The organism is Actinomadura opuntiae (assembly GCF_030283205.1).
GTDB lineage: Bacteria > Actinomycetota > Actinomycetes > Streptosporangiales > Streptosporangiaceae > Spirillospora.
This window is the reverse complement of sequence record NZ_JASNWF010000006.1, coordinates 69,546-86,086: the sequence shown is the minus strand read 5'-3', so window position 1 is coordinate 86,086 and position 16,541 is coordinate 69,546. Positions and strand designations below refer to the sequence as shown.

At 77.1% G+C, this 16,541-nt stretch carries 2 protein-coding genes; both read left to right on the top strand.

The annotated features are described in order from the left end of the window. Positions 1 to 21 precede the first annotated feature (21 nt). The gene (locus tag QP089_RS14265; protein ID WP_285912055.1) at positions 22 to 6,537 is read left to right on the top strand and encodes a type I polyketide synthase; all 6,516 of its coding nucleotides are present in this window, start codon (positions 22 to 24) and stop codon (positions 6,535 to 6,537) included. A gap of 29 nt (positions 6,538 to 6,566) precedes the next feature. Next, positions 6,567 to 16,541 carry a type I polyketide synthase gene (locus QP089_RS14260; RefSeq protein WP_285912054.1) on the top strand — a complete coding sequence of 3,325 codons (9,975 nt, stop codon included), beginning with the start codon at positions 6,567 to 6,569 and terminating at the stop codon, positions 16,539 to 16,541.

Genomic DNA, 16,541 nt, shown 5'->3' with positions numbered 1-16,541 from the left:
GGCTGGAGGCTGGAGCGGGACATGACCACGGCACCGCAGGACATCGTCAAGGCGCTGCGCGCCTCCCTCAAGGAGAACGAACGGCTCAAGAAGCAGAACCGGCTTCTCGCGGCGTCCGCGCGCGAACCGATCGCGATCGTCGGGATCGGCTGCCGGTACCCGGGCGGCGTCCACTCCCCCGAGGATCTGTGGGACCTGGTCGCCGCGGGCCGGGACGCCGTCGTCGGCATGCCGGACGAGCGGGGCTGGAACGTCGAGGAGCTCTACGACCCCGAGCCCGGCCTCGTCGGCAAGTCGTACTCGCGCGAGGGCGGCTTCGTCGACGACGCCGACCACTTCGACGCCGACTTCTTCGGCATCAGCCCGCGCGAGGCGCTCGCCACCGACCCCCAGCAGCGGCTCCTGCTGGAGACCGCGTGGGAGGCGATCGAGCGGGCCGGGATCGACCCGGCGACGCTGCGCGGCAGCAGGACCGGCGTCTTCGTCGGGGTCATGTACAACGACTACGGCGCGCGGCTGCTGTTCAGGGGGTCGGCCGGGCTCGCGGCGTTCGACGGCAGCGCGGGCAGCGTCGCCTCCGGCCGGGTCGCCTACACCTTCGGGCTCGAGGGCCCGGCCGTCACCTTCGACACCGCGTGCTCCTCGTCGCTGGTCGCCCTCCACCACGCCTGCCTGGCCCTGCGCAACGGCGACTGCGGCATGGCCCTGGCGGGCGGCGTCACGGTGATGGCCTCGCCGATCGCGTTCCTGGAGTTCAGCCGGCAGCGCGGCCTCGCCGCGGACGGGCGCTGCAAGTCCTTCGCCTCGGCCGCCGACGGCGTCGGCTGGGGCGAGGGCGCCGGCCTGCTGCTGCTGGAACGGCTCTCCGACGCGCGGCGCAACGGCCACCCCGTCCTGGCGGTGGTGCGCGGCTCCGCGGTCAACCAGGACGGCGCCAGCAACGGCATGACCGCGCCCAACGGGCCCGCGCAGGAGCACGTGGTCCGCCAGGCGCTGGCCAGCGCCCAGGTGCCCGCCGACCAGGTCGACGCCGTCGAGGCGCACGGCACCGGCACCACCCTCGGCGACCCGATCGAGGCCGAGGCGCTGCTCGCCACGTACGGGCAGGGGCGGGAGCGGCCGCTCTGGCTCGGCTCGGTGAAGTCCAACATCGGGCACACCCAGGCCGCCGCGGGCGCCGCGGGCGTCATCAAGATGGTCATGGCGATGCGGCACGACATGCTGCCCAAGACGCTGCACGTCGACGCGCCGAGCCCGCACGTGGACTGGGAGAGCGGCCGCGTCAGCCTGCTCACCGAACCGGTTCCGTGGAAGGCCGACGGCCACCCGCGCCGGGCGGCGGTGTCGGCGTTCGGGGTCAGCGGCACGAACGCCCACGTCATCCTCGAAGAGGCCCCGGCCCCCGTGGAACCGGACGCCGACGATCCGGGCACCGGGGAGGCGGGCGCTGACGGGGTGGGCGCCGACGAGGCGCGGCCCGCCGCTCCCGCGACCGGCGTCGCGGCCTGGCCGCTGTCCGCCAAAAGCGAGCCGGCGCTGCGCGACCAGGCGCGGCGGCTGCACGACCACCTCACCGGGAACCCGGGCCAGAGCCCGGCGGACGTCGGCCACGCCCTGGCCACCACCCGGTCCACCTTCGACCGGCGCGCCGTGGCCGTCGGCGAGAGCCGCGACGACCTCATGGCCGCCCTGGAGTCCCTCGCCGCCGGCAGGCCCCACCCCGGGCTGGTCCAGGGCTCGGCGACCGGCGGGAAGACCGCCTTCCTGTTCACCGGGCAGGGCAGCCAGCGGGCCGGGATGGGCCTGGAGCTGTACGCCGCGTTCCCCGCGTTCGCCTCGGTGTTCGACGACGTCAGCGGGCTTCTCGACGTGGACCTCAGGCAGGTCATCGCCGAGCAGCCCGAGCTGCTGGACCAGACCTTCTACACCCAGACCAGCCTGTTCGCCCTCCAGGTTGCCCTCTTCCGGCTGCTGGAGACGTTCGGGCTGCGGCCCGACCACATGCTCGGCCACTCGATCGGGGAGATCTCCGCGGCCCACCTCGCCGGCGTCCTCACCCTGCCCGACGCGTGCAAGCTGGTCTCCGCGCGCGCCTGGCTGATGCAGCACCTCCCGCCGGGCGGCGCGATGGTCGCGCTGGAGGCGTCCGAGGACGAGGTCGACCCGGGCCTGGTCGCCGCCGTCAACACGCCGCGGTCGGTGGTCATCTCCGGCGACGAGGACGTGGTCGGCGCGGTCGCGGAGGACTTCAGGTCGCGGGGCCGCAAGGTCAAGCGGCTCCCGGTCAGCCATGCGTTCCACTCCGCCCGGATGGACGCCATGCTCGACGGCTTCGCCGAGATCGCCGGGGAGCTGCACCACGCGCCCGCCGCCGTCCCCGTGGTCTCCAACCTGACCGGCGAGACCCGGCACGAGTTCTCCGCCGACTACTGGGTCCGGCACGTGCGGGAGGCGGTGCGCTTCGCCGACGGCGTCCGCCACCTTCACGAGCAGGGCGTGACGACCTTCCTGGAGCTGGGTCCCGACCCCACGCTCACCGGGCTCGTTCAGGAGACCCTCGGCGACGCCCGGCCGACCGCCGCACCCGTGCTGCGGCGCGACCGGTCCGAGGCCCGCACCCTCCTCACCGCCGTCGCGCACGCCCACGCCGCCGGGCGGACGGTCGACTGGACCGTGCTCCACCAGGGCCGCCGGACCGCGCACGTGGCGCTCCCCACCTACGCGTTCCAGCGGCGGCGCTACTGGCTCGACGTCCCGTCCACCACGACCGACCCGGCCGACATCGGGCAGATGACGACGGGCCACCCCCTGCTGGCCTCCGCGGTGGCGATCGCCGAGGACGGCGCGTACCTGCTGACCGGGCGGCTGGCGGCACAGGGACACCCGTGGCTGACCGACCACGCGGTCATGGACACGGTCCTGTTCCCCGGGACCGGGTTCGTGGAGCTGGCGCTGCGGGCGGGCGCCGCAGTCGGCTGCCCGGCCGTCGAGGAGCTGACGCTGGAGGCCCCGCTGGTCATGCCCGAACGGGACGGCGTCCAGATCCAGGTCCGGGTCGCGCCGCCGGACGGATCGGGCGGCCGCGCCCTGACGATCTCCGCGCGCCCCGAGGACGGAGGAGACGACGCCCCGTGGACGCGGCACGCCGCCGGCGTCCTCACCGAGCAGCCGGCCACGCAGGAGGAGTCCGGCGCGGACCTCGGCGCATGGCCGCCGCCGGGCGCCGACCCCGTCGACACCGGCGGCCTCTACGAGCGGCTGGCCGAGCAGGGGTACGAGTACGGCCCGGCCTTCCAGGGGCTGCGGGCGGCGTGGCGGGACGCGCGCGGCGAGGTGTTCGCCGAGGTGAGCCTCCCGGCGGACCGCCAGGCCGACGCCGTGGCCTACGGCATGCACCCCGCGCTGCTGGACGCCGCGCTGCACGCGCTGGCCGCCGACGCCGAGGCGGGCGGCGGGTCGATCGGGCTGCCGTTCTCCTGGTCCGGCGTCGCGCTGCACGCGACCTCCGCCACGACGCTGCGGGTGCGGCTGTCACCGGACGGCGACGGGCGGCTGGCGATGCTCGCCGCCGACCCCGAGGGCGTCCCGGTGTTCACGGCCCGGTCGCTGGCCGTACGGCCGATCTCCACGCAGCAGCTCGCCGACCTGCGCGGCGAGGACCCGCTCTACCGGCTGGACTGGACGCCGGTCCCCGCGTCCGCGGAGGCCGCACCCGGATGGGCCGTCCTCGGCGACTCCCCGCTCGCGGCCGGCGGCCCCGTCCACCCCGACCTGCCCGCGCTCCTGGCCGGCGTGCCCGCCGGAGAGGACCTCCCCCGGCTCGTCCTCGCCCCCTGCTTCGGCGACCCGGCCGGCCGGAACGGGGACGACCTGCCCGCGACGGCGCGCGCAGCGACCGAACGGGTGCTGGAGCTCCTCCAGGAGTGGCTGGCCGACGAGCGGACCGCAGCGTCGCGGCTGGTGGTCGTGACGCGGCGGGCCGTCGCGGTCCGCGCCGGCGAGCACGTCGCCGACCTCGCCCACGCACCCGTCTGGGGCCTGCTCCGCGCGGCGCAGATCGAGAACCCGCACCGCTTCGTCCTCGCCGACGTCGACGATCCGGCGGCCCCGGAGACCGCCGCGGCGCTGGCCGCCGCGCTCGGCGCCGACGAGGTCCAGCTGGCCGTCCGCGACGGCGCGGCGTTCGCGGCGAGGCTGGCCAGGGCGGGCGCCGACCCCGTGCTGGCGCCGCCCGCCGAGCCCGCCTGGCGCCTGGGCAGCGACGGCACCGGCACCGTGGACAGGCTGGCGCTGGTCCCCCACCCCGACGCGCTCCGCCCGCTGGCGCCCGGCGAGGTCCGGGTGCGGCTGCGCGCGATCGGCGCGAACTTCCGCGACGTGCTCATGGTGCTCGGGCTGGTGGCCGACGAGCGGCGGCTGTCAGGCGAGGGCGCCGGGATCGTGCTGGAGGTCGGCCCCGAGGTCACCGGCTTCGCGCCCGGCGACCGGGTGATGGGCCTGTTCCCGGGCGGCGTCGGCCCGATCGTGGTCGGCGACCAGCACGGTCTCGCCCCCGTCCCCGCGGGCTGGTCGTTCGCGGAGGCCGCGGGCGCGCCGATCGTCTTCCTCACCGCCTACTACGGGCTGCGGGACCTCGCCCGGCTCCAGCCCGGCGAGTCCCTGCTCGTGCACGCCGCCGCGGGCGGCGTGGGCATGGCCGCGACCCGGCTGGCCCGGCACTGGGGCGCCGAGGTCTACGGCACCGCGAGCCCGGGCAAGTGGGGCGCGCTGCGCGCCGAGGGGCTGGACGACCGGCACCTGTCCTCCTCCCGGACGCTCGACTTCGAGGAGCAGTTCCGCGACGCCACCGGAGGCCGCGGCGTCGACGTCGTGCTGAACTCGCTGTCCGGCGAGTTCGTCGACGCCTCGCTCCGCCTGCTGGGGGACGGCGGGCGCTTCCTGGAGATGGGCAAGACCGACGTCCGCGACCGCGACGCGGTGGCCGCCGACCATCCGTCCGCCCGCTACCTTCCGTTCGATCTCGCCGATCCCGGTCCCGAACGCGTCAGGGAGATGCTCGGCGAACTCGCGGAGCTCTTCGCCGAGGGCGCCGTGCGGCCGCTGCCCGTCACCGCGTGGGACGTGCGGCGGGCCCCGGAGGCGATCCGGTATCTCAGCCAGGCCCGGCACGTCGGCAAGGTCGTCCTCACCCTGCCGGCCGAGCCCGACCCCGAGGGCGTCGTCCTCGTGACCGGCGGCACCGGCGGACTGGGCGGGCTGCTCGCCCGCCATCTCGCCGCCGGCGGGACCCGGCGGCTGCTGCTCACCAGCCGCCGCGGCACCGCCGCCGACGGCGCCGCGGAGCTGGCCGCCGACCTCGCCGCGCTCGGCGCCGAGGTCACGATCGCCGCGTGCGACGCCGCGGACCGCGAGGCGCTCGCCGCGCTGCTGGACTCGATCCCCGCCGCGCACCCGCTCACCGCGGTCGTCCACGCCGCCGGCGTGATCGGCGACGGGACGATCGACTCGCTGACCCCGCGGCATCTCGAGCTCGCGTTCCGCCCGAAGGCCGACGCCGCGTGGAACCTGCACGAGCTCACCCGCGACCTGGACCTGTCGGCGTTCGTGCTGTTCTCGTCGGCGGCGGGCACGCTGGGCTCGGCCGGGCAGGCGAACTATTCGGCCGCCAACGCCTTCCTCGACGCGCTCGCCCAGCACCGGCGCGCCCTCGGCCTGCCCGCCGTCTCGCTGGCGTGGGGCTACTGGGAGCAGGCCACCGGGATCACCGGGAAGCTGACCGCGGCGGACGTCGACCGGATGGCCCGCACGGGCATCGTGCCGATCCCCACCGAGTCGGGACTGGCCATGTTCGACGCCGCCCGCGACGCGGACGAGGCGGTCCTCATCCCGGTCCGGCTCGACCTGCGGACGCTGCGCGCCGCGACGCAGGCCGCCGCGACCGTGCCGCCGCTGCTGCGCGGCCTCATCCGCGCCTCCGCGCGCCGGGCCGCGGCAACCGCGGCGGCCGCGCGCGAGTCCGCCGACGCCCTGGCGCGCGAACTCGCCGGGATGCCCCCCGAGGACCGCAGGAGCAGGCTCGTCGAACTGGTGCAGGCGAGCGTGGCGCTCGTTCTGGACCATCCCTCCCCCGACTCGGTCGGCACCGAGCGCGCGTTCAAGGAGCTGGGCTTCGACTCGCTGACCGCGGTCGAGCTGCGCAACCGGCTCGGCGACGCCACCGGGCTGCGGCTGCCGTCGACGCTGGTGTTCGACCATCCGACGCCGGCCGCGCTGGCCGCGTTCATCGACGGCGAGCTGCACGCGGGCGGCGCCGCGCCGGCCGTGCTGGCCGACCTGGAGCGGCTGGAGGCGGCGCTGGCGGCGACCCCGCCCGGCGACGCCGTGCTGCCCGAGGTCGCCGCCCGGCTGCGCGTCCTCGCCGGGCGGTGGGACGCCGCGGCGCCCGCCGACGGCCCCGGCGCCGACAGTGCCGACGACCTGCGCACGGCCACCGACCAGGAGCTGTTCGCGGCCCTCGACGAGCTCGAGCAGAGCTGAACCGCGGAGAGGCGGACCGGAGAGAGAGCATGGAGAACCAGGACAAGCTCCGCGAGTACCTCAGGCGCGCGACCACCGACCTGCGGCAGGCGCGCCGGCGGCTGCGCGAGCAGGAGGACCGCGCCCACGAGCCCATCGCGATCGTGGCCATGAGCTGCCGGTACCCCGGCGGCGTCAGCTCCCCCGAGGACCTGTGGGAGCTGGTGGTCTCCGGCCGCGACGCCATCGGCCCCTTCCCCGAGGACCGCGGCTGGGAGCTCGCCGAGCTGTACGACCCCGACCCCGACCGGTCCGGCCGCACCTACGTCACCGAGGGCGGCTTCGTCGACGGCGCCGCCGGGTTCGACGCCGCGTTCTTCGAGATCAGCCCACGTGAGGCGCTCGCGACCGACCCGCAGCAGCGGCTCCTGCTGGAGACCGCCTGGGAGGCGTTCGAGCGCGCGGGCCTCGACCCGGCCGCGCTGCGCGGCAGCCGGACCGGCGTGTACGCGGGCGTGATCAACCAGAACTACGCGATGGGCGCCGAGGGCTTCGAGGGCCACATCATGACCGGCACCCTGCCCGCGGTCGCGTCCGGCCGGGTCGCCTACACCTTCGGGCTGGAGGGGCCGGCCCTGTCCATCGACACCGCGTGCTCCTCGTCGCTGGTCGCGGTGCACGAGGCGTGCCAGGCGCTGCGGCTCGGCGAGTGCGATCTCGCGCTGGCCGGCGGCGTGACGATCATGGCCACGCCGGGCGCCTTCGTGGAGTTCAGCCGGCAGCGCGGGCTGGCGCCCGACGGGCGGTGCAAGCCGTTCGCCGCGGCCGCCGACGGCACCGGCTGGGGCGAGGGCGCGGGCCTGCTGCTGGTCGAGCGGCTGTCGGACGCCCGGCGGCACGGCCACCCGGTGCTCGCGCTGATCCGCGGCTCGGCGATCAACCAGGACGGCGCGAGCAACGGGCTGACGGCGCCCAACGGGCCGTCCCAGCAGCGGGTGATCCGGCAGGCCCTCGCCGACGCGCGGCTGCTGGCCGCCGACATCGACGCCGTCGAGGGGCACGGCACCGGCACCACCCTCGGCGACCCGATCGAGGCGCAGGCGCTGCTGGCGACCTACGGACGGGGCCGGGACCGGCCGCTGTGGCTCGGCTCCGTCAAGTCGAACCTGGGGCACACCCAGGCCGCCGCCGGCGTCGCCGGGATCATCAAGATGGTCATGGGCATGCGCAACGGCGAGCTGGCCCGCAGCCTGCACGTGGACGCCCCGTCGCCGCACGTGGACTGGTCCGCCGGGAACGTCGCGCTGCTGTCGCGCAACCAGCCCTGGCCGGACGGCGGCCGGCCGCGGCGCGCCGCGGTGTCGTCGTTCGGGATCAGCGGCACCAACGGGCACGTCATCCTCGAACAGGCCCCGTCCGGCGACCCGGAGCCGTCCCCGGCCGGGCCCGGCGAGGAAGGCCCCGGCGAGGCACGACCCGGCGAGGCACGGCCGGCCCCGAAGGCGATCGGCCGGTCCACGGCCGTCGCCTGGCCGGTGTCGGCACGGAGCGAGGACGCCCTGCGCGCGCAGGCTGCGCGGTTGCGCGAGTTCGTGCTCGGCGACCCGGACGCCGACCCCGCCGACGTCGGGTTCTCCCTGGCCACCACGCGCGCGACGCTGGAGCACCGCGCGGTGGCCGTGGGCGCCGGCCGGCAGGAGCTCCTGCAGTCCCTCGCCGAGCTGGCCGCGGGCGGCGAGCCCGCCGCGGTCGTCCGCGGCGAGTCCCTCGGCCGGCCCGGGAAGACCGTCTTCGTCTTCCCCGGGCAGGGCGGGCAGTGGGCCGGCATGGCCGCCGGGCTCCTGGAGTCCTCGCCGGTGTTCCGCGAACGGATCGAGGAGTGCTCGGCCGCGCTCGCACCGCACGTCGACTGGTCGCTGACCGACGTGCTGACCGGGGCCCCGGGCGCGGCGTCGCTGGAGCGGGTCGACGTCGTGCAGCCCGCCCTGTTCGCGGTCATGGTGGCGCTCGCCGAGCTCTGGCGGGCGGCGGGCGTGCGGCCCGACGCCGTTCTCGGGCACTCGCAGGGCGAGATCGCGGCGGCTTGCGTCGCGGGCGCCCTCTCCCTGGAGGACGCCGCCCGCGTCGTAGCCCTGCGCAGCCGCGCGCTCGTCTCGCTGGCCGGTACCGGCGGCATGGCCTCGGTGGCGCTGCCCGCCGACCGGGTGCGCCCGATGCTCACGGACGGGCTCTCGGTGGCGGCGGTCAACGGACCGGGCTCGACCGTGGTGTCCGGAGACCCCGGCGAGCTGGACGGGCTGCTGGCGTCCTGCGAGGCGGACGGGGTGCGCGCCCGGCGGATCCCGGTGGACTACGCCTCCCACTCCGCCCAGGTGGCGGCGCTCCACGACCGCCTGCTCGCCGAGCTGGCCGGGATCGAGCCGCGCGCCGCCGACATCGTGTTCTGCTCGACCGTCACCGGCGAGCCCGTCGACACGGCGGCGCTCGACGCCGGGTACTGGTTCCGCAACCTGCGCCAGGAGGTGCTGTTCGAGCCCGCCGTGCGCGCCCTCGCCGAGCGCGGCCACCGGACGTTCGTGGAGGTCAGCCCGCATCCCGTGCTCACCGGGCCGGTCCAGGAGACCCTGGAGGACGCCGCCGCGGCCGGTGTCGTCGTCGGCTCGCTGCGCCGCGACCACGGCGGCTGGGACCGGTTCCTGACCTCGCTCGCCGAGGCGCACGTGCAGGGCGCGGCCGTCGACTGGGAGGCGGTCTTCGCGGGCACCGGCGCCCGCCGGATAGAGCTGCCCACCTACGCCTTCCAGCGCGAACGCTACTGGCTGGCCGCCGCCGGGCCGCGGCGCGGCGGCGCCGCGATCGACGACTGGCAGTACCGGGTCGCGTGGCGGCCCGTGAGCGTGCCGCCGCGGGCCGAGCTGCCGGGGAACTGGCTGGTGGCCGTCCCCGCCGGAGCAGGCGGCCCGGTGGACGAATGCCTGGCGTGGCTGCTGCGGGACGGCGCGCCGAAGACCGTCGCGATCTCCCCCGCCGACGGCCGCGACGAGGTCGCCGCGCGCCTGCGCGAGGCCGCCGGGGATGAGGCCCTCACCGGAGTGGTTTCGCTGCTCGCCCTCGACGAGCGGCCGCACCCCGAGCATCCGTCGCTCGGGTCCGGCCAGGCCGCCACGGCGCTGCTCGTCCGGGCGCTGGGCGAGGCCGGCCTGCCCGGCCGCCTCTGGCTGCTGACCCGCGGCGCCGTGCGGACCGGACGCGGCGGCGACGCCCCCGCCGCCCCGGCGCAGGCGGCGGTGTGGGGGCTGGGCCGTACGGTCGCGCTGGAGGAGCCCGACCGCTGGGGCGGCCTCATCGACCTGCCCGCCGACCTCGACGACGACGCGCTGGAGCGCGTGCGCGCGCTGCTGGACGGCGGCACCGGCGAGGACCAGGTGGCCGTCCGCGGCGCCGAGGTCCGCGCCTGCCGCATGGTCCGGGCCCCGGCGGGCGCCGCGCCGCGCACCTGGCGGCCCACCGGGACCGCGCTGGTCACCGGCGGCACCGGGGCGCTCGGCGCGCACGTCGCCCGCTGGCTGGCCCGCGCGGGCTGCCCCCGGCTCGTGCTGCTCAGCCGCCGCGGACCGGACGCGCCCGGCGCGGCCGAGCTGGCGGCCGAGCTCACCGAGACCGGGACGCAGGTCACGGTCGCGGCCTGCGACGTCACCGACCGGTCCGCGCTGGAGCGGCTGCTGGCCGGGCTGCCCGCGGACGAGCCGGTGACCGCCGTCGTGCACGCCGCGGGCGAGGTCACCGTGGAGACGCCGCTGGCCGAGACCGGCGCCGCCGAGCTCGCCGCCGTCATGCACGCCAAGGTCACCGGCGCCGCGCACCTGGACGAGCTGCTCGGCGACGTCGACGCGTTCGTGCTGTTCTCCTCCGGCGCCGGGCTGTGGGGCAACGCGGGGCAGGGTGCCTACGGCGCCGCCAACGCCTACCTCGACGGGCTGGCCGCCGCGCGCCGCGCCCGCGGGCTGCGCGCGACGTCGGTGGCCTGGGGCGCCTGGGCGGCCGGCATGGTCGACGAGGCCGTCGCCGACCTGCTGCGCCGCCGCGGCGTGCCGACCATGGACCCCGACCAGGCGATCGCCGCGCTGCAGCGGGCGCTCGACCGGGACGAGACCCATCTCGCCGTCGCCGACTTCGACTGGGACCGGTTCGTGCCCGCGTACACGATGGCGCGGCCGCGCCCGCTGCTGGACGAGCTGCCCGAGGTCCAGCGGATCCTGCGCGCCGAGGACGGCGCGGACTCCTCCGCCCGCGAGGGGCTGCGCCGCCGGCTGCTCGCCGCCGCGGAGGCCGAGCGGGACGCGATGCTGCTCGACCTCGTCCGGGCGCACGCCGCGGCCACCCTCGGGCACCAGGCGCCGGAGGCGATCCCGGCGGCCCGCGCGTTCAAAGAGCTGGGGTTCGACTCGGTCGCGGCGCTGGAGTTCCGCAAGCGGCTCAACGCCGCGACCGGGCTGCGCCTGCCGACCACGGTGGTCTTCGACGAGCCGACCCCGGAGGCGCTGGCCGCACGGCTGCGCGCCGAGGTGCTGGACGGCCCGGACGCCGGGCCCGCCGCCGCCTCCGCGGCGGGCCCGGCCGCCGCCGCGGCGGGCCCCGGCGAGCCCATCGCCGTCGTCGGCATGGCCTGCCGCTACCCGGGCGGCGTCCGCTCGCCCGAGGACCTGTGGCGGCTGCTGGTGTCGGAGACCGACGCGATCGGCGCGTTCCCCGCCGACCGCGGCTGGGACCTGGAGGCGCTGTACGACCCCGACCCCGGCCATCCGGGCACCAGCTACGTGCGCGAGGGCGGCTTCCTCTACGACGCCGGCGACTTCGACGCCGGCTTCTTCGGCATCTCGCCGCGCGAGGCCGCCGCCACCGATCCGCAGCAGCGGCTGCTGCTGGAGACCGCCTGGGAGGCGGTCGAGCGCGCCGGGATCGACCCCGCATCGCTGCGCGGCAGCGCGACCGGCGTGTTCGCCGGAGTGATCTCCCAGGAGTACACGCCGCGCGGCGTGGCGAAGGAGTTCGAGGGCTACCTGCTGACGGGCAACACCGCGAGCGTGGCGTCCGGCCGCGTCGCCTACACCCTCGGGCTGGCCGGGCCCGCGGTCACGATCGACACCGCCTGCTCGTCCTCGCTCGTCGCCCTGCACCTGGCCTGCCAGGCCCTGCGCGACGGGGACTGCACGCTCGCCCTGGCCGGCGGCGCGACGGTCATGGCGACGCCCGGGCTGTTCACCGAGTTCAGCCGCCAGCGCGGCCTGGCCCCGGACGCGCGGTGCAAGTCCTTCGCCGCGCAGGCCGACGGCACGGCGTTCGCCGAGGGCGCCGGGCTGCTGCTGGTCGAGCGGCTGTCGGACGCCGAGCGCAACGGCCACCCGGTGCTGGCCGTGATCCGGGGGTCGGCGATCAACCAGGACGGCGCGAGCAACGGCCTGGCCGCGCCGAGCGGCCCGGCCCAGCGGGAGGTCATCCGCCGGGCGCTGGCCGCCGCGCGGCTGGCGCCGGGCGAGGTCGACGCCGTCGAGGCGCACGGCACCGGCACCGCGCTCGGCGACCCGATCGAGGCGCACGCCCTGCTGGCCGCCTACGGCGGGGAGCGCGACGCCCCGCTCCGGCTGGGCTCGATCAAGTCGAACATCGGCCACGCCCAGGCCGCCGCGGGCGCCGCGGGCGTGATCAAGATGGTCATGGCGCTGCGGCACGGGCTGCTGCCGCGGACGCTCCACGCCGCCGAGGCCTCGCCGCACATCGCGTGGGCGACCGGCTCGGTCGAGCTGCTCACCGAGGCCGCCGCGTGGCCCCGCAACGGCAGGCCGCGCCGGGCGGGGGTGTCGGCGTTCGGGATCAGCGGGACCAACGCGCACGTCATCCTCGAGGAGGCACCGCCCGCCGAGGACACCGGCGCACCCGCCGAGGACACCGGCGCACCGGCCGCGGACGAACCCGGGCCCGGTGAGGGGCTGGCCGCCGTGATCCCGTGGACGCTGTCGGCCGCGAGCGAGGACGCCCTCGCCGCGCAGGCCCGGCGGCTGCTGTCCCACCTGCGCGAGCACCCCGGCCTCGCCCCGCAGGACGTGGGCTTCTCGCTCGCGACGACCCGCGCCGTCCTGCCGCATCGCGCGGTCCTGCTCGGTGACGACCGGGACGAGCTCCTCCGCGAGCTCGCCGCGCTCGCGTCGGGCGAGACGCCGCGCGACGGGAGCACGGGCGCGGCGGGACCCCCGGCCGGTACGGCGTTCCTGTTCACCGGACAGGGCAGCCAGCGCCCGGGCATGGGTGCCGAACTCTACCGCGCCTTCCCCGCCTACGCCGAGGCACTGGACGCGGTGTGCGCGTGCCTGGACGAGCATCTCGACCGACCGGCCCGCGACCTGGTCTTCGCGGGCCCGCTGGACCGGACCGAGCACGCGCAGCCCGCGATCTTCGCGGTCGAGGTCGCGCTGTTCCGGCTGGTCGAGTCCTGGGGACTGCGGCCGGACCATCTGATCGGCCACTCGGTCGGCGAGCTGGCCGCCGCGCACGTCGCCGGGATGCTCTCGCTCCCGGACGCCTGCGCGCTGGTCGCGGCGCGCGGCCGGCTGATGCAGGCAGCGCCGGAGACCGGGGCGATGGCGGCCGTCCAGGCGAGCGAGGAGGAGATGGCCCCGCTGCTCGCCGGGCTGGAGGACGCGGTCTCGCTGGCCGCCGTCAACGGGCCCGGCGCGGTCGTCGTCTCCGGGGACGCGGCCGAGGTGGCCCGGCTGGCGGACCACTGGCGGGCCGCCGGCCGCCGCACCAAGCGGCTGGCGGTGAGCCACGCCTTCCATTCCCCGCACATGGAACCGGTGCTGGAGGACTTCCGCCGGGTCGCGCGGTCGGTGAGCATCGCGCCGCCCTCGATCCCGATCGTCTCCAACGTGACCGGCCGGGTCGCGGGCGCCGCCGACCTGCGCTCCCCCGACTACTGGGTCCGGCACATGCGGGAGACCGTCCGGTTCGCCGACGGGATGCGCACGCTCTGGGACCGCGGGGTGCGCCGGTTCGTCGAGCTCGGACCCGACGCCGTCCTGTCGGCCATGGGCCGCGACTGCCTCCCCGAGGACGGCGCGGTGATCGTCCCCGCGCTGCGCGCCGGCCGCCGCGAGGACCGGACGCTGGTCGCCGCGCTCGGCGCCGCGCACGTCGCCGGCGCCCCGGTCGACTGGTCGGCTCCCCTCGCCGGCCTGGGCGGGCGCCGCGTGGACCTGCCGACGTACGCGTTCCAGCGCAAGCGGTACTGGCTCACGCCGGGCAGGTCCGGCGATCCGGCCGCGCTCGCGTTGACCGCCGCCGGGCACCCGGTCCTGGGCGCCGTGCTCGGCCTCGCCGACGACGACCGCACCGTCCTGACGGGCTCGCTCGCGCTGCGGGATCAGCCGTGGCTCGGCGACCACGCCGTCGCGGGCACGGTCATCCTCCCGGGGACGGCCTTCGTGGAGATGGCGCTGGAGGCGGGCCGGCACACCGGCTGCGCCCGCATCGACGACCTCACCCTGGAGATCCCGCTGGCGATCCCGGCGGACGGCGACGTGCGCCTTCAGGTGATCGTCGGCCCGCCGGACGGATCGGGACGGCGCCCGGTCGGCGTCCACAGCGGCTCCGCCGAGGGAACGTGGACCCGGCACGCCGCGGGATTCCTGGCCGAGGAGACCGGCCCCGTCCCGGCGGGCGAGCTGAAGGCATGGCCGCCACCGGGCGCGGCACCGCTCGACGCGGACGGCCTCTACGACCGCCTCGCCGACGCCGGGTTCGACTACGGCCCGCTGTTCCAGGGCGTCCGGTCGGCATGGCGGGACGGAGAGACCCTGTACGCCGAGGTCGCGCTCCCCGAAGGCGGCGACGCGGATGGGTTCGGCATCCACCCGGCCCTGCTGGACGCGGCCCTGCACCCGCTCGCCCTCGCCGCCGGCGCGGCCTCGGACCAGCCGGACACGGTCCGCCTGCCGTTCTCGTGGAGCGCGGTGACGGCGTACGCCGCGGCGCCCACCGAGATACGGGTGCGGCTGGTCCCCGCCGGCCCGGACGCGCTGTCCATGACGGTCGCCGACACCGAAGGCCGGACCGTGCTGGAGGTCGGCGGGCTCGTCATGCGGCCCGTGGCGGCGAACCGCCTGGGCGCCGGGGCCGGCGACGCCCTCTTCCACGTCGCGTGGACGCCCGTGCCCGTACCGGAGGACGTCCCGCAGGCGACGGCGGCGGTGGTCGGCGACACCGATCCCGGCGTGAGCGGCACCCGGCACCCCGATCTGCGCTCGCTGGCCGCCGCGGGCCCGGTGCCCGAGACCGTCTACGCCTCCCTCCCGGACCAGGAGGACGACGCCGCCTTCGACGCCCTCGACCTGGTGCGGACCTGGCTCGGCGACGAGCGCTTCGCCGCGTCCCGCCTGGTCGTGGTCACCCGGGGCGCGCTCGCGGTCCGGGACGGCGAGGGCGTGCCGGGTCTCGGCCAGGCCGCGGTGTGGGGGCTGGTGCGGTCGGCGCAGTCGGAGAGCGGCGACCGGCTCGTCCTCGTCGACCTCGACGAGGATCCGGCCTCGGCCGCCGTCCTGCCCGCCGTGCCCGCGACGGGCGAGCCGCAGCTGGCCGTCCGCCAGGGCGTGCTCCACGTCCCGCGGCTGGCCCGGGTGCCCTCCGGGGCGCCGCCCGCCCCGGCCGGTGCGGCACCGGACCCGGACGGCACCGTCCTCATCACGGGCGGCACCGGAACCCTCGGCGCCCTGGTCGCCCGGCACCTGGTGACCGCGCACGGCATGCGGCATCTGCTGCTGGCGAGCCGGAGCGGCCCCGAGGCCGGCGGGGCCGCGGCGCTGGCCGAGGAACTCGGCGCTCTCGGCGCCGACGTCCGCATAGCGGCCTGTGACACGGCCGACCGCGCGGCGCTGGCGGACCTGATCGCCTCGATCCCGGCCGACCGGCCGCTCACCGCGGTGGTGCACACCGCAGGGGTGCTGGACGACGGGCTTGTCACGGCCATCACCCCCGAGCGGCTGGAGGCCGTGCTGCGCGCGAAGGCGCGGTCGGCCCGGCACCTGCACGACCTCACGCGCGACGCGGACCTGCGGTCGTTCGTCCTGTTCTCCTCGCTCGCCGGCACGGTGGGCAACCCCGGGCAGGCCAACTACGCGGCGGGCAACACCTTCCTCGACGCCCTGGCGCAGCACCGGCACTCCCTCGGCCTGCCCGCAACGGCGCTGGCGTGGGGTCCGTGGGCGCAGGCGGGCGGGATGGCCGGCGAACACGACCGGGCGCGGCTCGGCCGTGCGGGCGTCACGCCGATGGCGGCCGAGGAGGCGCTGGACCTGTTCGACGCGGCGCTGGCGACCGGGCTTCCGGCTCTGGTGCCGGCGCGGTTCGACCTGGCAGCCCTGCGCGCGCTCGCGTCGGCCGGCCCGCTGCCGGCCGTGCTGCGCGGCCTCGTCCGCCGGCAGGCCCGGCGGGCGGCCACCGGCGACCTCGCGGCGCGGCTGGCGGACCTTCCCGAGGACAAGCGCGACGCGTACCTGCTGAACGAGGTCCGCACGCATGTGGCCGCCGTCCTCGGCCATCCCGGCCCGGAGGCGGTCGAGGCCGAGCGGCCGTTCAGCGAGCTCGGGATGGACTCGATGGCCGCCGTCGAACTGCGCGACCGGCTGGCCTCGGCGACCGCGCTGCGGCTGCCGGCGACCCTCGTCTTCGACCACCCGACGCCGGCGGTGCTGGCCGCGCAGCTGCGGGCCGAGCTCGGCGGGACCGCCGCACCGGCGGAACCGCCGGTGCTGGGCGAGCTCGACCGGCTGGCCGCGGTGCTCACCGGGCTCCCGCCGGCCGACGATGGCACCGACGCCGCCGTGACGACGCGCCTGCAGACCCTGCTCTCCCTCTGGCTGGACCGGCGGGCGGAGACGGGCGGCGCCGCCGAGGTGTCCGACCGGATCGAGACGGCGTCCGCCGACGAGATCTTCGACTTCATCGACCAGGAACTGGGACGCGGCGCGAGCTGA

Bases quoted from the DNA above. Each gene is read 5' to 3' on its own strand.
- QP089_RS14265 (WP_285912055.1), top strand. From the start codon at position 22: ATGACCACGGCACCGCAGGACATCGTCAAGGCGCTGCGCGCCTCCCTC.
- QP089_RS14260 (WP_285912054.1), top strand. From the start codon at position 6,567: ATGGAGAACCAGGACAAGCTCCGCGAGTACCTCAGGCGCGCGACCACC.